Genomic DNA, 20,305 nt, shown 5'->3' with positions numbered 1-20,305 from the left:
GCCCCACCATTGACCCATGCGCCACCCCATCGACCTGGAAGCCCTGGGCACCCTCTTCGTCCACCGAGTGGCCCCAGTGGCAGCCCTGATCCACATCGGACTGTCCTCGTCCCTGATCGACCAGCGCTCCCGCCCGGGCGGCCCCTGGCAACGCCTGTTCCCGAGCATCTTCCTGCTGTCCAGAGCAGGCCCGTCCCGCGAACAGCTGGTGCAGGCGGCCCTCCTCTACGCAGGCGAGGGCGCGATGCTCACCGCGTTCGACGCCCTCTACCTGCACGGCATGAGATCAGTCCTGCCGACGGCGGACGCCATCCACGTCCTGGCCCCACGCCACTCCAGCGCCTGGGGCCACGGCACCCTGCGCCTGGAACGAACAGACCGCCTGCCCAAACCAGCCCTGCGCCGAGGCTTCCACGTGGCCCCTTTGGAACGCGCGGCGGTGGACGCGATCCGCCGAACCCGCTCGATCCCGGACACCAAGGCCATCCTCGACGAGGTGTCGCACTACGTGGGCATCCAGGCCCTCAGAGCCGAACTGGCAATGGCCCCGCGCAAGGGCACCACCCTGGCCCGCAAACTGCTCGGCGACTCCCCGGCCCGCCAGCTGGAACTGGCCGTGATGGACCACCGTCCACCGTCAGTCCCACAAGCCCGAACCCCACAACCAGTCGGCTGACCGCCCCCGCCCACAAGGCACCAGGCACAGCCGAACACCGCCTCGCACTCCCGGCGGGGCGAGTCCATCCCCGGCGAGGTTGCCGCACGCCAGCTCGTCGCCCACCCAACAGCCGCGCGGCGTCCGCGCCCTGGCAGCCTCGCCGCGCCCGGCCTACGGCATTGCCGCACACCAGTTCGGCAGCCGAGCCAACAATCTTGCTCAGCAGTCTTGTCCAACAGCGCTGCCGCTCACGGTCCGAGCCGAAGGCCTTGGCCTGCAACGCCCGACCCCGTGGCAGCGCCGCGCAGGAGTTCAGCAGCTTGGCCAACGCCTCAGCGGCTCGCCACGCCGGGTCTGCGGTGTTGCCGCACACCAGTACGGCAGCGTGGCCAGCGGCTCTGCCCAACAACCGTCTTTGGCAGAGCCGCCGCTCATGGGGCCGAGCTGCCGGATCGACGGCCTCGGCCTGCAACGCCTGACCCTGCGGCAGCGCCGCACAGGAGTTCAGCAGGGGGCCAAGACCCCAGCCACTCGCCGCGCCGGGCCTGCGGTGTTGCCGCACACCAGTACGGCAGCCGGGCCGACAGATCTGCCGAACAACCTTGCCCAGCAACCGTTTTCGGCATCGCCGCCGCTCACGGGCCGAGCCACCGACGGCCTCGGCCTGCAACGCCCCGATCCTGCGGTAGCGCTGCACAGGAGTTCAGCAGTTTGGCCAACGCCTCAGCGGCTCGCCGCGCCGGGCCTGCGGTGTTGCCGCACACCAGTACGGCAGCCCGGCCGACAGCTCGTCCCAACTACCTTGCCCAGCAACCGTGTTCGGCAGCGCCGCCGCTCGTAAGCCGAGCCGCCGGGCCGACGGCCTCAACCTGCAACGCCCGCCCCTGCGGCAGCGCCGCACCGAGTTCAGCGGCTGGGCCAATGCCCCAGCCCAGTGACCTCACCTGCCAACCGGCGCGCCCCGGCCGAACCCGCCCACCCCTAGCGGGAGCCAGCCAATCCCACCTGGCACCGCACCCGAACCACACCTGGCACCGCACCCGAACCCAGCGCGTGCGGCACCCGAACCCCAGCCACCACACCGAAAGGAGCCACTACCGAGCCGGAGCCTTGACCCCCTTGCCCTTGGCCGCAGCCTTGACCGCGATCCCTCGCAGGCTCAAGAACTTCAGCCGAGGCTCCTCGAAGTAGTCCCAAGGCCCAGCGTCCGCCAACGCCCCCAGAGCCCGGAACTGCCCCACAGCCTCCTCAAACCGTTGCAGCTCAACCAAAGCGTAGATCGCATACCCGCGGTCGTTCCGAAGCGCATAGGTGTCGGCACCCTCGTCCGCCAGCCGATCCAGCAGCGCGTCCAGGGCCCCGACAACCGCGGGCGACTTCCACACGTCAGGCGAGGTGCTCTCAGCCTCGTAGGCAGCCTGCAGCGGCAGGGACAGCAGCTTGGGCGACTTGGCGGCCGCTTCGACCGCGAACGCCAAGGCAAGCTCATCCGACCCGTGCCACTTGCGGCACCAGTACTGCAGGGCCTGCGCGTGTCCGTTGTGGTGCAAGGGATCGCGCGACATCAGCTCTGCCCAGATCGCGCGGAACTCGTCGTGCTCCACCTGCAGGCCGCGGGCGAGAGTCAGCATCGTGTTCCACGGCGTCGGGTCGTCCGGCAGCACGGCGGCGGCGACACCCGCTGCCTCGCGGGCCTCGAACAGGACGCGGTGGAAGCCCTCGAACTGTTCGCGGGTGGTCTGGGACGCGGTGGCGCTGCCGCGGATGTCCCAGGCCAGGGCGACCAGCGACATCGCGTGCACGACGATCCAGTGCGGGTCGCGCGGGCGGGCGGTCTGCCAGGCGTCCATCCAGGCGTCGTCCTTGGCGGCGAGGGCGGCCAGGGCCCCGACGACGCGCTGGCGGCGGTCCCAGTCGCCGTGGGTCGACGTGACGAGATCGGCCGCGTTCTCCCAGTTGCCGGCTCGGACGTCGTCCTTCACGGCGGCGAGGGCCAGGTCCTCGATCGGTGAGGTGGTGGTCACCTCGGCGTCGGGAACGAGGCCGTAGCGCTCCGGGTGGGTTTTCGGCAGGACGTACGACGCCACCACGTCCGAAGGGAGTTCGTCGATCTCCACGCCCAGCCGCTTCGCCTCGCGCATCAGGCGGATGACGGTGATGAGTTCCTTGGGCTTGAACAGAAGTGAGAGCACCACGGGGTTCCTCCTGAACGCTCAGCGCGCGGGGCGGTAGTCGGGGGCCACACCGGCGGTGGCGAGCGCGGCGCGCAGGCCTTCGGTGCTGCCGTGGTCGGCGACCGCGGCGTCCAGGTGTTCGGCCATGTCGAAGTCGTGAGAGGAGGTGACGAACGTGGTTCGTCCCAGCCAGTCCAGTTCCCAGTGGGCGAGGCCCGCGTCGGAGAACGCGAGTGCCACCAACGCGGACAGCTCGGGCAGCACCTCGCCGCGGGCCATCTCGCGGCGGGCTCGGGCACCGGCGTTCCTGTTGCCGGGCACGTGAGAGGCGAGATCCGCCAGGTGTCCCGCGTCCAAGGCGTCGAGCACGGTGGTCAGTGACGGCGGTTGGTTCATCGCCGCGGCGGACGCCTGCAGCAGGCGTTCGGTGCCGCGCACGACGCGGGCTCGGGCGCCGATGTGGCCGAGCGTGGCCCAGTCGACGCGTTCCTTCGAGGCGGCGTCGGAGACGAGCGTGTTGAGCACGGCGGCGTCGAGCAACGGCATCGGGTCGGTGAGCAGTTCCAGTGCCGGACGGTCGCCCCAGCCCGACTCGGGTTCGAGGGCCATGGCCTCGATCGCGGCGATGCGGTCCTGCAGCGGCGGGTGGGAGTCGTACGGGCCGCGGTCCGGGTCGTGCGGGTTCTGGCGGATCTCCTCCAGCTCCTCGTGAAGTTCGGGGGAGGTGCGCAGGCGGGCGAAGCCGTCGAAGAACGCCGTGGGGAGGTAGCCGAGTTCCCACGCGACGGTCAGGTGGCGGTTGGTGAAGAGGTCCCACGCGGCGTCGATCACCGGCAGCTCGCGCCAGGCGGACGCGGCGGCGGACGAGCCGGCCAGCGTGGCGGCGACGCGGTCGGCGGCGAACTCCTGCCGGCGGCTGATCGCCTGGGAGACGCAGAGGTACAGCTTGGCGTAGCCGCGGAACAGCTTGGCGATCATGCGCTGGAACCAGTGCTCGGCGTTCATGTGGGAACCGGCGCGCAGCATGGCCTCACGGCCGGAGACCACGACGCCGGCGAGGCGCGTGTCCTTGTTGGCGTAGTGCCCGAGTTCGTGGGCGAGCACGGCGATGAGTTGCTTCTCGGTCAAGGAGGTGAGCAGAGGTGCGCCGATGAACATCCTGCGCCTGAGGACGCGCAGCCCCAGCAAGCGGGTGTCCTCGGCGACTCCGGCGTTCACCGCGGCGAGGATCCGGATCTCGTCCGGCGGGCGGGTACCGACGTCGGCTGCCAGGCGGCGGACTAGGTCCCAGAGCGCGGGCTGCTGCTCGGGCGTGACGAGGCTGCCCGGCACCTCGTCACGCGTGCGGCGTTCCAGCGAGATCAGGCCCTTGACCAGCGCGTACACCACCGGCACGACGAACAGCGCCAGCTTCACGCCGACGAACGGGCGCTCGATCAGGGCGTAGGTCTCCAGCGCGAGCAGGCCAGCGATCAACCCGAAGGCGAGGACGTAGAAACCGACGAGCATCGACACCGAAATGGCAGCACGCAACGAAACACGCATGAGTAGAGCGACCTTCCCCCAAAGCCCCCAGCGCCGCCCCCAGATGACGACAGCACGAAGTGTGCACGAGAACCCGGTCCCGACTCAATCCCGAAAGACGGCCGGCCCGAGCAGGCCGGGGCGTGTCAACCAGCCGATCGGCCAGTGCGAGTACCTCTGCGGGATGACATCCACCTGCGCAGCTCCGGCCTTCAGGCGGAGGTGAGGTGACGCTCGGTGTCCCTACGGTCACTGACGCAACACCTCATCGAGCACTGGAGGTAAACCAGTGAGAGCAGGACAGCGAGGTGCCCGTCGGGGGATCACCGCGCTCGCGCTGTCGGCAGGCCTCGTCACCACAGGAACGATCACGGTGACGGCGGCTGTCGCGCATGCCGAGGAGCAGGCATCGGGACAGGGGGACCGGAGCGTCACGCTGATCACCGGTGACCGGGTGGAGCTGGCCGGCAACCGCGTCGTGCGGGTCGTGCCGGGACCGGGACGGGGCAGGATCCCGGTGCGCACCTTCACGCGGGACGGACATCAGCACGTGGTGCCCGCGGATGCGATCGCGTTGGTGGACAACGGAAAGTTCGACCCGCGGTTGTTCGACGTGACGTCGTTGGCCGAGTTCGGCTACGACGATTCGCGGCGCAGCACCGTTCCTGTGATCGTGCGGCCGGCGGCGGGCGCACGATCGGGCATCACGGCGTTGGCGGTGAAGGGGTCGGTCGACGACCTGGTGACCGGCGCGGTCGAGAAGTCGGGCAGCGCCTGGGAGTCGCTGCGCGGTGGTGCGGTGGAGAAGGTGTGGCTCGACGGCATTCGCAAGGTGTCGCTCGACCGCAGCACCAAGCAGATCGGTGCGCCGCAGGCGTGGCAGGCAGGTGTCACGGGCAAGGGCGTGAAGGTCGCGGTGCTCGACACGGGTGTCGACGAGAAGCACCCGGATCTGCAGGGCAGGCAGATCGCCGAGAAGAACTTCACCGACTCGCCGGACAACACCGACGAGGTCGGGCACGGCACGCACGTCGCGTCGACCATCGCGAGCAAGGGCGAGCAGTACCGCGGTGTCGCGCCGGACGCCGAGATCCTCGACGGCAAGGTCTGCCAGCCGGGCGGCTGCAGCGAGTCGGCGATCCTCGGCGGCATGCAGTGGGCGGCCGAACAGGGCGCGAGCGTCATCAACATGAGCCTGGGCGGCGGTGACACACCGGAGATCGACCCGCTCGAGGAGGCCGTCAACCGGATCTCCCAGGAGACCGGCGCGCTGTTCGTGATCGCGGCGGGCAACTCCGGGCGGCCGGAGACGATCGGCTCGCCCGGTAGCGCCGAGTCCGCCCTGACGGTCGGGGCGGTGGACCGCAACGACGGCATCGCGCCGTTCTCCAGCCGTGGCCCGGCCGCGGACGGCGCGGTGAAGCCGGACGTGACCGCGCCCGGCGTCGGCATCGTGGCGGCCGAGGCCGGCACGCAGGGCCACGTCGCGATGGACGGCACGTCGATGGCGACGCCGCACGTCGCGGGCGTTGTCGCGCTGCTCAAGCAGCAGCACCCGGACTGGACCGGCACACGGCTCAAGGCGACCATCATGGCGTCGGCCAAGGCGAACCCGGCCCTGACCGCGTTCGACCAGGGCGCAGGCCGGGTCGACGTGCCGAAGATGTTGGCGCAGCAGGTGATCGCGGAACCCGCGAACATCAACTTCGGGCTGCGGCAGTGGCCGCACGACGACGACCAGAAGGTCGTTCGCGAGGTCACCTACCGCAACCCCGGCAAGGAACCCGTCACGCTCGACCTGAGTGCGGACGTCAAGGGACCGGACGGCAGGCCCTCGCCCGCCGGTCTGTTCACCGTGTCCCCGGCGAAGATCACCGTCCCCGCCGGCGGCGAGGCGAAGGCCACGATCACCGCTGACACCAAGGTGAACGCGCCGGACGGCGCCTACAGCGGCGCGATCGTCGCGTCGAACGGCCTGCGCACGCTCGTCAGCGTCAACCGCGAGGTCGAGAGCTACGACACCGCCGTCGCGGTGCTCGGTGCCGATGGCAACCCGGCCGAGTCCCACAGCACGTCGTTCGTCAACACGACGACCGGCAAGTCCTATCCGGGCATGGCGAAGAACGTCCGGCTGCCCAAGGGCGAGTACCTCGTGGACAGCGGCGTCATCAGCCCGGACTTCAAGGTCGCGTTCCAGGTGCAGCCGAAGTTCCAGGTGACGGGCAAGGGGTCGATCACGATCGACGCGCGCAACGCCGGACCGGTCGCGCTCAAGACCCCCGACGCCGCGGCGAAGGGCGTCATCGGCACGGTCGGCTACTCCACCCAGGTCGCCGGAAGGAGTTTCGGCCACGGCTGGGCGTTCTTCGACGGACTGGCGGGACAGGTGTCCACCGCGCAGATCGGGCCGGACGTGCCAGGCTTCCTGACGACGATCGCCGAGCAGTTCCAGGGCACTCCACGCGACGAGAAGACACCGGTCAGCTACCGCCTGATGTACACCGAGAAGGGCATGCCGACCGGCTACGAGCGCACCGCCAAGGCGAACGAGCTCGCCGAGATGACGACGAGCTTCCGCAACGCCGGTGAGGGCCGCCAGCACGGCATCGCCGTCATGCCGAACCCGATCGACGGCAGCGGTGGCTTCGGCTGGTTCACGCAGGTGCCGGAAGGCGGCCGCGCGATCGACCACGTCTCGACCGTCACCGGCAAGTGGAGCTGGGTCTACGACCGAGTCGGCCCGGACAACAAGAACGAGTACACGACCGAGACGCCCACGCGTTCCTTCAAGGGCGGCAAGAAGTACTCGCAGACGTTCGGCGCCGCGATCCTCGGCCCGTCCGTCCCGTCGGCGCCCGGCTTCGGCCTCGCCAGGCTCGAAGACCAGATCGCCGTCAGGGTGCCGCTCTTCACCGACAGCAACGGCGGCGAGGGCAGGGTCAACGCCGGAACGGCGAAGACCTCGTTGTCCCACAACGGCACCAAGCTCGGCGAGTCGGACCGCCCCAGCGCGATCTTCGACGTCCCGGCCGGGGAAGGCACCTACCGGGCCGAGATGGAACACAGCCGCGACGCGGAGCTGTCGAAGAAGGTGAGCGGCGCCTGGACCTTCAAGGCCAAGCACACCACCGAGATCACGCACCTCCCGCTCACGGTCGTCCGCTTCCTGCCGAAGCTCGACGACAAGGACACCGCGCACGGCCGGGTGCAACTGGTCCCGCTGAAGGTCGAGCAGGCCCAGAACACGCCGAAGGTCAAGCGCCTCACCGTCGAGGTGTCCTACGACGACGGCGCGACCTGGAAGCAGGCGCAGGTCGCCGGCGACAGGGTGGTGCTGCACCACCCGAAGGGCGCGAAGTCCGCTTCGCTGCGCGCCAAGACGACGGACGCGGCGGGCAACACCGGCGAGGTCACGATCATCGGCGCCTACAAGATCGCAAGCTGAAGGCCGGAGGGCGCTGACCGGACCTGACCGTCAGAACTGACCGCCAGGTCCGGCCACGGCCAGGACGGCTGATCGGCTGGCACCGACGGCCAGTCTGGCGCTCAGACCTAGCGCTCAGAACTGGCGCTCAGCCTGTCGGTCAGCACTGACCGCCAAGCTGACCGGCCGGACCTGATGTCCACACCTGATGGCCAGAGCGGTGCGAGCGGAACTCAAGGGCAAGCCGATCGGCCAGAACTGACGGCCGGAACCGACCGGCCAGAAACTGTCAGACCCGCTGACTAGCATCGGATTCGGGGGCTCCACCCTCCGGCTCGCAGAGGCCCAGGACCCCCGAATCCGAGCGTACTCAGCGGGTCTGACAAGTTCAGGGACGCCGGTACTGCGCAGGCGACCCGGCCGTAGCCGGATCCTCGTAACTCCCGGCCTTCCCCCGATCGACGTGGAACGTGGTCAGCGTCGACACCGGCGAAGAGGCGTCCCGCCGGTCCCCGATCACCCTCATGTGCGTGGTGAACCGCCGGGACGTCACCTCGTACACGTCGTACCCGTACCTGTTGCCCTCGAAGTACTTCAGGTGCGGGTTCGCCGCTCCCATCACCGGCCCGTTCACCGCGTTCCACTCCGGCGAGTACGCGCCCGAGGTGACCGAGTGCGCGGTGAACTCCGTGCCGATGACCGGCGACGAGACGTCGTCGAAGTCCGGCCGGATGTCGTCCACGAACGCCGAGTGCCAGTCGCCGGTCAGCACGACGAGGTCCTTCATGCCCTCAGTGGCTACGTGGCCGAGCACCTCGCGGCGTTCGGCCAGGAAGCCGTCCCACTGGTCGGTGAAGTAGTAGCCGCCGCCGGTGCGGGCGAGCTGCGACAGCATGATCGAGTTGATCCACACCTGCCACGCCTCGCGGGCGCCGGAGATGCCGTCCAGGAGCCACTTCTTCTGCTCTGCGCCCAGGATCGTGCCGCCTGCCAGGTTCTGCGCGGACCGGTACTGGCGCAGGTCCAGCACGGTCAGGTCGACGAGGGAACCCCACTGGCGGCGTCGGTGGATCTGCGGTTCGAGAGCGCTCCCAGAGCGGATCGGCAGGTGCTCGTACCAGGCCTGGTAGGCGGCGGCTCGGCGCTTGACGAACGGTGCTGCGCCTTCGGTGCCGCTGTAGTCGTTGACGACCTCGTGGTCGTCCCAGGTGAGGTAGAAGGGGTGAGCCGCGTGGGCGTCGCGCAGTGACGGGTCGCCCTTGTACAGGGCGTGGCGGCGCCGGTAGTCCGCAAGGGACAGCACGGCGGGGCCTTCGTGATCGCGTACGTGTGCGCCGCCGACCTGGCCGTGTTCGTAGATGTAGTCGCCGAGGTGCACGACGAAGTCCAGGTTCTCGGCGGCGATGCCGCGGTGTGCGGCGTAGAAGCCGTCGTGGAACGCCTGGCAGTTCGCCGTCGCGAACCTGACGCGAGACACCGGGCCGACAGGGGCCGTGCGCGTGCGGCCGACCCGAGAACGCTTGCCCAGAGCCGAGAACTGGTAGTAGTAGGTGGAACCGGGGCGGAGACCTTGCACGGGCACGTGCACGCTGTGCCCCAACAGGTTCGAAGCAGAAACACTCCCGCTCGCGACCCGTGAACGCATGGTGCGGTCCAGTGCGATCGTCCACTCGACCTCGACGATCTCGGGCAGCGGCTGCTCGAACGCGAGCGGTTCGGGGGCCAGGCGCGTCCACAGGACCACGCTGTCCGGCAACGGGTCCCCTGATCCGACGCCCAGCGTGAACGGCGCGGGGTCCCACGACGCGCCGAGGTCGAGGGCGGCCGCATGAGCCTCGGCGGGGGACAGGCCTGCCGACAGCGGCCACACGGTGCCGAGAGCGCCGGCGGCGGCCGCGGCGCGCAGGAGATCACGTCGGTTCAGCATCAGCGGCCTCCGACCGTGAACGAGATGTTGTCCGCGTAGCCGTCGTTCGACGTACCACCACCGGATCGGGTCATCTGCAGCGTCACCACGGCGGTGCGGCTGCCCGGCGGCACGGTGCCGCGTGCCGACCGCTCCACCAGGCCGGTGCGGCCGGAGCGTTCCTCCGCCGTCACCGGGCCGAGCACCACCAGGCCGCGCGGAGTGCCGCCGGCGTCGAGGAACTCCACCGACAGCCGGGCGCCGTCCTGCTGCGAGGCGTAGCCGCCGAGCCACGCCGACACCGCGAACTGAGACGATCGGCGCGGCAGTGTCACGCTCTGTCGCAGCGTGCTCAGTGGCGTGTCGCCGCCGCCGAAGAACGACGCGCCGCGCTGCGCCGGACCGGGATCACCGGGCCCCGGATAGCCCTGGCCCGTGTCGTACCGCAGCGCGACGGGGGCGCCCGCGACGACGAGCCAGCCGGTCAGGCCCTGCTCGGCGGCGCCGTTGACGATGAGTTCGGTCATGCGACTGATCCGAGCAAGCGGGGCTGTCGCGGACGGGGCGCACGGCCGAACGAGGTGTGAACGGAAGGCCACAAGGGGCTGGAACGAGCCTCACGAAGGCCTCACCACTGCCCCAGGAGGATGATGGTGACAGAACAGACCGTATGAGAATGCCGACTGGCTAGTCGCCGGGGCGCGCGGATCGTATCCTGGAAGGTGACGTCCCCAGGGTGGGTCGTCCGCCGGGTTCGGCGGAAACCGAAAACACCCGGCGCCCGCGACCGCTGTGCCGGAGGAGGAACGATGCCACTCTCCGAGCACGAGCAGCGACTGCTCGACCAGATCGAGCGCGCGCTCTACGCCGAGGACCCGAAGTTCGCATCTACCGTACGGGGCGCCAAGTTGCGGCGGCCGTCCAAGCGACGCCGCGTGCAGGGCATCGTGTTGTTCGTGGTCGGCGTGGCCGCGCTCATCACCGGCGTGATGCTCCCGCAGCTCTCGATCGCCAGCATCCCCGTGGTGAGTGTCTTCGGCTTCCTGCTCATGTTCTTCGGTGCTCTCATCACCCTGACGACACTGCGTCGCGGTGACCAGGTCGCCGAAGGAGCGCAGGAGGACGGCAAGCCAGCGCGCAGCCGCAGCTCGTTCTCCGAACGGATGGAAGAGCGCTTCCGCCGTCGCTTCGACGAAGAGCAGTAACCCGACCAGAGCCTTGAAGCGAAAGGGCCCGCCACCCAATGGGAGCGGGCCCTTCGCCTTTGTCTCAGACCTACACCCCGACGGGCTCCCGCTCCGGCGTGCCGGCCACCGGCGCGGGCGACGGCTTGAGCACCGACTTCGGGAACAGCTTCGCCTTCACCGACAGCGGCGCGTTCTGTCGCAACGACTGTCGCACCGCGGCCACCGCCCCGGGCAACGACGGGTCGGCGGCCGGGTTCGGGCTGTACCAGGACCGCTCGATCGCCCCGATCACCGTCCGCAGGCCGTCCTTGCCCGCGTCGTCCAGGTTGTGCTCGCGCGCCAACCGGCGGGCGGCGATCCGGATCGTCTCGGCGGCCGGTACGGGCGCACCGCGGTCGATCGACTCGGCCACGAGCTCGTTCCAGGCGGCCGAGGCCGCGCCGGGACCGAGCGCCGTCACCGCGTGCAGGTTGTTGCGCCGTCGCACGGCACGGACCAGCATCGGCGTGAGCACCACCCCGGCGATCACCAGCAGCGCCGCGAGCCACCACGACAGCAACGCCGCCGCGAGCCCGACGCCCATCAGCCACAGCCCGGCCGCGGCCGGTATCAGCAGCTTGCGCGCCCACGACACGCCCAGCAGGCCCGCGCTGATCACCCCGAGCAACGCCAGCACCAGCAGGATCGACAGCAGCGCGGCGAGCAGCAGCACGATGCCCAACGCCCACAGGTGCCACGACGGAGGCCCTTGGGAACTCGCCGCCGGCAGCCCCTGGTCGCCGTCCGTGCCGTCGGCCGAGGTGGAGGCCTGGGCCGACCCGGTCGTGGAGGGTGAGGTCGACTCGGTCTGCGTGTTCGCGGTCGGCACCTCCTCCTGGCCCGGCGCGGTCTCGCGCAGGTACGGCGGCACGATCCCGCGGCCGTCGTTGACCGGCGTCGGGTCGAACGTCATCCAGCCGTAGTTCGGGAAGAAGATCTCGACCCACGCGTGGGCGTCCTCGGTGCTGATCACGCGGTAGGAGCCGTCCCCGGACGGAACGCCGGCGGTGAAGCCGATCGCGACGCGCGACGGCAGGCCCACCACGCGGGCCATCACGGCCATCGCGGACGCGAACTGCTCGCAGTAGCCGACCTTGCCCCGCAGCACGAAGTCCGTCAGCGCGTCCGTGGTGACGTCGCCGCCGGTCTTGAGGTCGTAGGTGAACCCGCTGGTGGGGCCGTTGAAGAAGGCCGTGAGCGCGGCCGCCTTGTCGAAGTCGTTCGTGGCGCCCTCGACGGCCTTCCTCGCGAGGTCCACGATCGGCTGCTCGACCCCGTCGAACTTGTAGTACTCACGGTCGACCGCGTTCGCCTGGGTGGGTGCCAGCCGCAGCGCCTGCTTCGACGGCGTCGCCATCACCGTGTCGATCTCGTAGGCCTCCGGCTCGCGCTCCCGCTGGGTGTAGATCACGCCCTTCTTCGGGTCGAACTGGTAGTCGTCGTCCGGGGTGTCGATGCGGCGGACGGCACCGTAGGTCGGCAGCCAGAAGCTCCGCCAGTCGCGCGGCTCGATGTTGATCCGGGTCGTCTTGCCCTCGCCGCGGTCGCCCGGCTGCGGCGGAAGCTCACCGCGCGCGGGCTGGCCGCCGGGAGGAGTGCCGCGTTCCCAGCCCTTGTTCGGCACGTACTGCGCGAGCGTGGACGCCCGCATGTACATCGGATCGGTCATGCCGCGCACGTAGAACACCTCGGCGCTGCGGCCGCGGTTCAGCATGCCGCGCAACGACGTCATCTCGCTCAGGCCGATGCCGCCCTTGCCACCGCCACCGCCGCCGCTGCCGGGCAGCCTGCCGACCGTGCCGACGAGCGTGAAGCCCGCGCCGACGACCAGCGCGATCACCATCGCGATCGCCGCCACCGAGGTCGCGGACCCGCCTGACCCGCTGGCCGATCCGGAACCGAGCCGGCCGCGCCACGCCTCGTGCCGGTGCTGGCCGTCGACCGCGAGCAGCATCGCGAACGCCGCCGCGCCCAGGACGAACGTCCAGAACGGCAGCATCTCGTCGGCCAGCGACGCGGGCACCGCGAACACGCACAGCAGCACCAGGCCGGACGCAGCCGGAGCCGCCGCGGCCACGGCCAGCGTGTCGACCAGCACCGCGACGAGGCCGATCGCCAGCACCACGAGCGCCTGGATCGCCGGTGACGCGTGCACCGGCGGCACCCCGGTCTGCACCTGCGTCACGGAGTCCGCGAGCACGTCGCCGAGTTCGCTCAGCGCGTCGGGACCGGGGATGAACAGGAAGATGCCCGACCGCGTGTGCAAGGCCGTGAGCAGGCACAACAGCACGAAGACCTGGGCGATCGCGACCAGCGGCGGGGTCAGCCGGGTCGCCCGCAGGAACGCGCCGGTCACGGTGATCGCGACGATCACCACGCCGATGCGCACCAGCCACAGGTCGCCCTCGATCACGCCGGACAGCGCGGTGGACGCGCAGAGCACGGCCAGCGCGGCGATCCACGGCGTCGCCGAGGTGAACCACTCGGGCTCAGTGCCCTTGGAAGAAGCGGAACGGGACCCCATCAGCCCACCTCCGAGCGAAACGACGGGCCCCGGGTTCCGGCCGAGGCGCACAGCTCCTGCCACACCTGCTGCATCGAGGCGGACGGCTTCGCGATCGCCACGCCCCAGCCCGCGCCGCTCAGCAACCGCCGGGCGTCCTCGGGTTCCGGAGCGGCGGCGTCGGTGCCGCCCGACCACGCGTTCACGTCCAGCAGCACGGCCAGGCTGCGGGTGCCGCGCGGCCGGTACCGGACCAGTTCCTCCGCCGACGCCGGCGAGAGACCGCCGAGCACCGCGATGACCTCCTGGCCCGCGCCGGGGTCCACGCCGCCGCTGAGCTCACGGCGGTGCGAGCCCTGCAGGGCCGCGAGCGAGTCCAGCACCACGTGGTCGCTGTGCCCGCCGTCGGACGACCCGCCCGCGAGCACCCGCCCGTCCTCGGAGACCAGGCGCACCTGGTGGCCGAAGTGGTGCAGGTGCAGGCAGATGGACGCCGCGAACGAGATGGCCCACTCCAGTGACGCCGTGGGCCCACTACCGCGGTGCGCGTACACCCGGTGGTCCAGCAACACCGTCGTGCCACCGCGCCACGGGCGTTCCTCGACGCGCACCATCAGCTCGTCGCGCCGGGCGGTGGACCGCCAGTGGACTTTCCGCAGGTCGTCGCCCTGGCGGTACGGCCGCACCACCGCGTCGTCCTCGCCCTGACCGGCCCGCAGCCGCACCGAGCCGTCGTCGCCCGCGCCCATGCCGGACCCGCCGGGCAGACCCGACAGCCGCACCACCCGCGGCACCACGACGAGCCGGGAACGGCCCGCGAGCTCGCGGTCGAACTCGGCGAGGCCGAACGGGTCGGTGATCCGCGCCATCAGCGGGCCGACCTGCTGGATGCCGCGCATCACCGGCTTGAGCGGGTAGCGCAACGACGTCGGCGTGTTGCGGGGCAACCGCTCCACGAGGAACCGCGGCCGCGCGCCCAGGGCGTACGGCACGGTGTCCTCCAGCATCAGCCCGCCCGTGGGCAGCCGGCCGGTGCTGCGCAGGTCGAGCTTCACCTCGGACGCAGCCCCCACCGGCACCCGGCTCGGGGCGAGGAACCGGGCGGCGTGCAACCCCACCCGAGCCCTCGTCGCGAGCCACGCGGCCAGCAGGGGCAGCGCGATCACGAACGCGGCGACCCGCAGCAGGTCGCGTTCGTTCAGCACCGCGGCGCACACTCCGGCGGCGAACCCCGCGGCCAGCAAGCATCTTCCGCGTGTGGTCAGACCGGAGAGTGCGGTGCGCATCGTTAGCGTGGCGTCCCTGCGTTGTTGTTGTTCATGCTGCGGACGAACGCCGCGCTCGGGTCGAGTGCCGCGGTCGGCACCGGCACCCGCTGCAGCAGCGCCCTGATCAGCTCGGCGGGGGACCGGCGAGCGGCCTGCGCCTCGGCGGTCATCACCAGCCGGTGGGCCAGCACCGGGATCGCCACCGCGTGGATGTCGTCCGGCACCACGAAGTCACGGCCGGCCAGCGCGGCCTGCGCGCGTGCGGCGCGGACGAGGTGCAGCGTGGAACGGGGCGAGGCACCGAGCCGCAGCTCCGGCAGGCGGCGCGTCGCCGAGACCAGCTCGACGGCGTACCTGCGGACCTCGGGGGACAGGTGCACCCGGCGCACGGCCTCGACCAGCCGCAGGATCTGCGCGGCGTCCGAGACGGGCCGCAGGTCGTCGAGCGGGTTGTGGCCCGCGTGCTCGTCGACCATCGCCAGCTCGGCCTGCGGGTCCGGGTACCCGATCGACACGCGCGCGGTGAACCTGTCGCGCTGTGCCTCCGGAAGGGCGTAGGTGCCCTCCATCTCGATCGGGTTCTGCGTCGCGATCACCATGAACGGCGAACCCAGCGGGTACGTGTTGCCGTCGACCGTGACCTGGTGCTCCTCCATGCACTCCAGCAGCGCGGACTGCGTCTTGGGGGAGGCGCGGTTGATCTCGTCGCCGACGACGATGTTCGCGAAGATCGGCCCAGGCCTGAACTCGAAGTCGTTCTCCTGCCGGTTGTAGATCGACGAGCCGGTGATGTCGCTCGGCAACAGGTCCGGCGTGAACTGCACGCGGCTCACGGTGCAGTCGATCGAGCGGGCAAGCGCTTTCGCCAGCGAGGTCTTGCCGACACCCGGCACGTCCTCGACCAGCAGGTGCCCTTCGGCGAGCAGCGTCACGAGGGCGAGGCGGACCACGTCGGGTTTGCCGACGAGCACGCGCTCGACGTTCGCGGCGATCCGCTGGACGGCGCCGTGCAACTCACCCAGAACCTGATCGACCGGCGCGTGACTGTTCGCGCTTGGGCTTCCCGGCGTCACTAAACCTCCAGCAGCCGTGTCCGGAACACGGACGTGTGAGCGTTTCACGCAGTGTGTCAAACCACGGCTAAGTGCCCTACACCTGCGGGCTACATCGGGTTCGCTCCATCAGTTTCCACCTTCCCCCACCATCTCGCCGTCACGCGCTGTTTCCGCCGAATTTTCTAGGCCGTTCGAGTGCTTATCCGGGGCTGAACACTCACCCGCGAAGGTGGTGACGCACCGGCTCCCCCACCGTCCCCCCACGCCGTCACACGGCGTCTACCTGCGCAAACAGGTCACGACATGCTGTGCGGACACCTGTTTCAACGTTGACTGTGGTGAAAAGTGGGGTACTGTGGCGGCCGGTGGGGCAGACGGGGGCTCCGCTGCCGGTCGCGTCGTCCGGCAAGGGAGGTGGTTGCCGTGTTCCTGGGCACTCACTACCCGCGCCTCGACGACAAAGGCCGGCTGACACTGCCTGCGAAGTTCCGGGACGAACTGGCGGGAGGTCTCATGGTCACCAAGGGCCAGGACCACTGCCTGTACGTGTTCCCCCGGGCGGAGTTCGAGCAGATGGCGAAGAAGGTCGCCGAGGCGCCGTTCACCAACGACGCCGTACGCGCCTATCAGCGCTATCTGTTCGCAGGAACGGACGAGCAGCGTCCGGACGGTCAGGGCCGTGTCCTGATCGCACCGGAACTGCGCCGGTATGCCGGGCTGACCAAGGAGTGCGTGGTCGTCGGCGCGTTCACCAGGATGGAGATCTGGGACGCGGCGGCCTGGCAGACCTATCTCGACGAGCACGAGGACGGCTACGCCACCGCTCGCGAGGAGGTCATTCCGGGCGTCTTCTGATGGCGGTCAGCCGAGCAACAGGCCGGATGTTCCACACGCGATTCGGGTGCCGTGAGGCCTCGGTCCGCTCGACTATCGGCCCTGGCGCACCTTCCCCGGCGCCAGGTTCGACGGGCGGGCGGGGACCTGACGTCACCCGAAACGCGCATCAGGGGAGTAGAGGGACGATGGATCAGCCGCGGCACGTTCCGGTGCTGCTGGACCGCGTCCTGGAACTCTTCGCTCCAGCGCTCTCCGGCAAGCCCGCCGTCGTCGTCGACACGACGCTCGGCATGGGCGGCCATTCCGACGCGCTGTTGAGCGCCCACCCCGAGCTCACGCTCATCGGGCTCGACCGCGACCCGCAGGCCATCGAGATGGCCGGCAAGCGGCTCGCGCACCACGGCGACCGCGTTCATCTCGTCAACGTCACCTACGACCACATCGACGAAGCCGTGGAAGACCTCGGCTACTCGCACGTCGACGGTGTGCTGATGGACCTCGGCGTGTCCTCGTTGCAGCTCGACGAGGCGGAGCGCGGGTTCGCGTACTCGAAGGACGCGCCGCTCGACATGCGGATGTCCAAGGGCACCGGCATGACGGCGGCGGACGTGCTGAACACGTACTCGCACGGCGACCTCGCGCGGGTCCTCTCCACCTACGGCGAGGAGCGGTTCGCGGGCAAGATCGCCTCCGCGGTGCTGCGGGAGCGCGAGAAGGAGCCGTTCACCAACAGCGGCCGTCTCGTCGAGCTGCTCTACGCCGTCGTGCCCGCGGCTTCGCGGCGCACCGGCGGACACCCGGCGAAGCGCACGTTCCAGGCGTTGCGGATCGAGGTCAACGGCGAGCTGGAGTCGTTGCGGCTCGCGCTGCCGGCCGCCCTGGGCGTGCTGGCCGTCGGCGGGCGGATCGTCGTGGAGTCGTACCAGTCCCTGGAGGACCGGATGGTGAAGCAGGCGCTCGCGGAGCTGGCGAAGTCCAAGACGCCGCCGGGACTGCCGGTCGAGCTGCCGGGCCACGGGCCTGAGATCAAGTTGCTCACGAGGGGCGCGGAAGTCGCGAACGAGCAGGAGATCGAGGACAACCCGCGTGCGGCGCCGGTGCGCCTGCGCGCGGCGGAGCGGATCGGAGCACCGAGGTGACGGCACCCGCACGGGTCGGTGGGCCGTCGCCCCGCGATCCCTCGAAGGACAAGACCGCGCAGAAGGACAAGGCCCGGCGGCGGACCGCCGGCGCCGAGCGCGCCTACGCGCGGCGGGCCCAGCGCGCGTCGAACCTGCGGGGCGGCTCCGCGAACCCGCAGCAGAAGGCCGCCTCCAAGGCGCCGTTCGTCGTGCTCGTGATGCTCGTGCTGGGCGCGGGCGTCGCCGCGATCATGTACTTCTCCACCCAGGCCGCCGCCGACACCTACCGGCTGCAGGAGGCGCGGGCGGAGGCCGAGAAGCTGACGTTGCAGATGGAGCAGCTGCGCCGTGAGGTGGCGCTGCTCGAGTCGCCGACCGACCTCGCGCGCCGCGCTGCCGAGATGGGCCTGGTCCAGCCGTCGAACCCGGCACGGCTGCGGCAGAACCCGGACGGTTCGATCGAGGAGTTCGGCAAGCCGAGCGCACCGACCAAGTCGACGCCTCCGCCACCGCCGTCGTCCGAGCCGCCCGCGTCCGGCCAGCCTCCCGCCGGTACGACCCCTCCGGCGGGTGGCTGATGCCTGGTCCGCAGCAGAGGGGGCCGCGCCGCCCGCTGTCGGTGCGCGGCTCCCGCCCGGCCGCGCGTCTGGGCGGCAACAGCAGGCTGCGGATCGGAATCGGCCGCGTCCTGCTGATCGGCGCACTGGTGATCGCGGGCGTCAAGCTCGTGCAGGTGCAGGGCCTGCAGGCGCAGGAGCTCTCGCTGCAGGCGCAGAAGCAGCGCACGACGCCCATCGACATCCCCGCCGAGCGCGGTTCGATCCTCGACCGCAACGGCAACCAGCTCGCGTTCTCGATCGAGGTGCGCGCGCTCTACATCCTTCCGCAGCGCGCGCGGAAGAACTGGGACGACGCCCACAAGAAGGACGAAAAGAAGTACCCGGGCACCTATGAGGACCGTGCGCGCGAGATGGCGAAGTTCATCTCGTCGACGCTGGGACCCGAGGTCAACGGGGAGAAGACCGACGAGGAGACCGTCTACCAGCAGCTGGTGAAGGACATCTCCTACGAGGTCCTGGTCAGCGAGGCCGAGCCGGCCAAGGCCGCGAAGATCGTCGCCAAGTACCCGGCGGAGATCGGTTCGGAGTACCGCTCCAAGCGCATCTACCCCAACGGCGACCTGGCGTCGAACATCATCGGCGCGGCGAACTGGCGCCAGGAGGAGAAGCCCCCGACTGTCCAGGGCATCCTCGGCCTGGAGAACGCCCAGGACAACGTGCTCGCGGGCCGGACGGGCCGCCGCGTGGTCGACACGATGTCGGGTGACGACACCCTCGTCATCCCGAACACCGAGCGCGAGCTCGTGAAGCCGCAGCCCGGCAAGAGTCTCGAGCTGACGATCGACATCGACACGCAGTACGCGGTCCAGAAGATGGTCAGCGACTACACCAAGAAGTCCGGCGCCAAGAACGGCTCCGCCGTCGTGCTGGACAGCCGCACCGGCGAGATCGTCGCGATGGCCAACGACAAGACGTACGACCCGACGGACTTCGGTCAGGCCTCCGAGGACCAGAAGCGCAACACCGCGGTCGCCTACAGCTTCGAGCCCGGCTCCGTGAACAAGATCGTCACGGCCGCCTCGGCCGTCGAGTACGGCCTGTTCAAGCCGGACGACGTCCTGTCGGTGCCGGGTTCGATCAAGGTCGCCGACCGGACGATCAAGGACGCGTGGAACCACGGGACCGTGCCGATGTCGTTCACCGGCGTCTTCGCGAAGTCCTCCAACGTCGGCACGCTGATCGCCGCCCAGGAGGTCGGCAAGGAGCGCTACGCCGAGATGCTCCAGAAGTTCGGTCTCGGCCGCCGCACCAACTCCGGCGTCCCCGCCGAGGAGGCGGGCCAGGTCCCGCCGCTCAACCAGTGGTCCGGCTCGACCTTCGGCAACCTGCCGATCGGCCAGGGCCTCTCGATGACGCTGCTGCAGATGACCGGCATGTACCAGGCCATCGCCAACGACGGCGTGCGCATCCCGCCGCGGCTGATCCGAGCCGAGATCGGTGAGGAGGGCGCGCGGTCGGAGAAGCAGCGTCCCGACGGCGTGCGCGTGGTGTCGCCGGAGACCGCGAAGACCGTCCGCGACATGTTCCGCTCGGTCACGCAGTCCGACCCGCGCGACGCGAACCAGAACGGCACCGGCAAGCAGGCCGCCCTGCCCGGCTACCAGATCGCGGGCAAGACCGGCACCGCGCAGCAGATCGACCAGAACTGCAAGTGCTACTCCCAGTCGCAGTACTGGATCACGTTCGCGGGCATCCTCCCCGCCGACAACCCGCGCTACGTCGTCGGCATCATGCTCGACGCGCCGACGGGCACCCCGTTCAGCGGGTCGGCCGCGCCGCTGTTCCACGACATCGCGACCTACCTGACCCAGCGGTTCCAGGTGCCGATGTCGGCCGAGCAGACGCCGTTCGTCCAGCTGCAGATGTAGCTCGGCGCGGCGGGCGCGCATTCTTATTCGGGCGCGCCCGTCGTGCAAGTGACCTGAACCACGCCCAGGCGTGACAGCACGACATTTCTTTTTGACAGTGAAAAACTCTTCGTAATGAGAC

General features: G+C 70.2%; 14 protein-coding genes. 7 read left to right on the top strand and 7 right to left on the bottom strand.

Annotated features, from left to right (window positions below; genetic code table 11):
- Positions 1–16 precede the first annotated feature (16 nt).
- Complete coding sequence (locus SK571_RS01980) at positions 17–676, top strand: hypothetical protein (protein WP_319982278.1); 660 nt, start codon at positions 17–19, stop codon at positions 674–676.
- Positions 677–1,752: 1,076 nt separating this feature from the next.
- Here the strand turns inward: SK571_RS01980 and SK571_RS01975 are convergent.
- Positions 1,753–2,853 carry a DUF4034 domain-containing protein gene (locus tag SK571_RS01975; protein WP_319982277.1) on the bottom strand — a complete coding sequence of 367 codons (1,101 nt, stop codon included), beginning with the start codon at positions 2,851–2,853 and terminating at the stop codon, positions 1,753–1,755.
- Positions 2,854–2,871: 18 nt separating this feature from the next.
- Complete coding sequence (locus tag SK571_RS01970) at positions 2,872–4,377, bottom strand: M48 family metalloprotease (RefSeq protein WP_319982276.1); 1,506 nt, start codon at positions 4,375–4,377, stop codon at positions 2,872–2,874.
- A gap of 268 nt (positions 4,378–4,645) precedes the next feature.
- Between SK571_RS01970 and SK571_RS01965 the strand changes: the two genes are divergently transcribed.
- Entirely contained in the window at positions 4,646–7,801 is a 3,156-nt protein-coding gene (locus SK571_RS01965; protein ID WP_319982275.1) for a S8 family serine peptidase, read from the top strand.
- A 367-nt stretch (positions 7,802–8,168) separates the two neighbouring features.
- On the opposite strand, the gene SK571_RS01960 is transcribed toward SK571_RS01965, so the two are convergent.
- Both SK571_RS01960 and SK571_RS01955 read right to left on the bottom strand, forming a co-directional pair.
- On the bottom strand, positions 8,169–9,707 hold the full coding sequence (locus SK571_RS01960) for an alkaline phosphatase D family protein (protein ID WP_319982274.1): 1,539 nt from the start codon (positions 9,705–9,707) through the stop codon (positions 8,169–8,171).
- Positions 9,707–10,213, bottom strand: coding sequence for a hypothetical protein (locus SK571_RS01955; RefSeq protein ID WP_319982273.1), 507 nt, complete (start codon positions 10,211–10,213; stop codon positions 9,707–9,709). Before SK571_RS01955 ends, SK571_RS01960 begins: the two co-directional genes overlap by 1 nt.
- Before the next feature lie 282 nt (positions 10,214–10,495).
- Here SK571_RS01955 and SK571_RS01950 point away from each other — a divergent pair, with 282 nt between their 5' ends.
- Positions 10,496–10,891: a DUF3040 domain-containing protein gene (locus SK571_RS01950; protein WP_090073948.1), complete on the top strand. Its 396-nt coding sequence runs from the start codon at positions 10,496–10,498 to the stop codon at positions 10,889–10,891.
- A gap of 70 nt (positions 10,892–10,961) precedes the next feature.
- On the opposite strand, the gene SK571_RS01945 is transcribed toward SK571_RS01950, so the two are convergent.
- Genes SK571_RS01945 through SK571_RS01935 form a run of 3 tightly spaced genes read right to left on the bottom strand, consistent with a single transcriptional unit; the run spans position 10,962 to position 15,756 of the window.
- Positions 10,962–13,436, bottom strand: coding sequence for a transglutaminase TgpA family protein (locus SK571_RS01945; RefSeq protein ID WP_319982272.1), 2,475 nt, complete (start codon positions 13,434–13,436; stop codon positions 10,962–10,964).
- Positions 13,436–14,701 (bottom strand): DUF58 domain-containing protein, encoded by a 1,266-nt coding sequence (locus tag SK571_RS01940; protein WP_319982271.1) that lies wholly within the window; start codon positions 14,699–14,701, stop codon positions 13,436–13,438. Before SK571_RS01940 ends, SK571_RS01945 begins: the two co-directional genes overlap by 1 nt.
- 2 nt (positions 14,702–14,703) lie before the next feature.
- Complete coding sequence (locus tag SK571_RS01935) at positions 14,704–15,756, bottom strand: AAA family ATPase (protein ID WP_406601924.1); 1,053 nt, start codon at positions 15,754–15,756, stop codon at positions 14,704–14,706.
- 405 nt (positions 15,757–16,161) lie between these two features.
- On the opposite strand from SK571_RS01935, the gene mraZ reads away from it, so the two are divergent.
- From mraZ to SK571_RS01915, 4 genes are all read left to right on the top strand, one after another.
- Entirely contained in the window at positions 16,162–16,593 is a 432-nt protein-coding gene (gene mraZ / locus SK571_RS01930; RefSeq protein ID WP_030479478.1) for a division/cell wall cluster transcriptional repressor MraZ, read from the top strand.
- A 167-nt stretch (positions 16,594–16,760) separates the two neighbouring features.
- Positions 16,761–17,714, top strand: a complete 954-nt coding sequence (rsmH, locus tag SK571_RS01925; protein WP_319982270.1) for a 16S rRNA (cytosine(1402)-N(4))-methyltransferase RsmH — start codon at positions 16,761–16,763, stop codon at positions 17,712–17,714.
- Positions 17,711–18,274 (top strand): hypothetical protein, encoded by a 564-nt coding sequence (locus tag SK571_RS01920; RefSeq protein WP_319982269.1) that lies wholly within the window; start codon positions 17,711–17,713, stop codon positions 18,272–18,274. The genes rsmH and SK571_RS01920 overlap by 4 nt, the downstream gene beginning before the upstream one ends.
- Entirely contained in the window at positions 18,274–20,184 is a 1,911-nt protein-coding gene (locus tag SK571_RS01915; RefSeq protein ID WP_319982268.1) for a peptidoglycan D,D-transpeptidase FtsI family protein, read from the top strand. The genes SK571_RS01920 and SK571_RS01915 overlap by 1 nt, the downstream gene beginning before the upstream one ends.
- Positions 20,185–20,305: the final 121 nt, after the last annotated feature.

The organism is Lentzea kristufekii (assembly GCF_033949925.1).
Taxonomy (GTDB): domain Bacteria; phylum Actinomycetota; class Actinomycetes; order Mycobacteriales; family Pseudonocardiaceae; genus Lentzea; species Lentzea kristufekii.
Note: the sequence above shows the minus strand (reverse complement) of the source record. Positions and strands in the feature narration are given on the sequence as shown.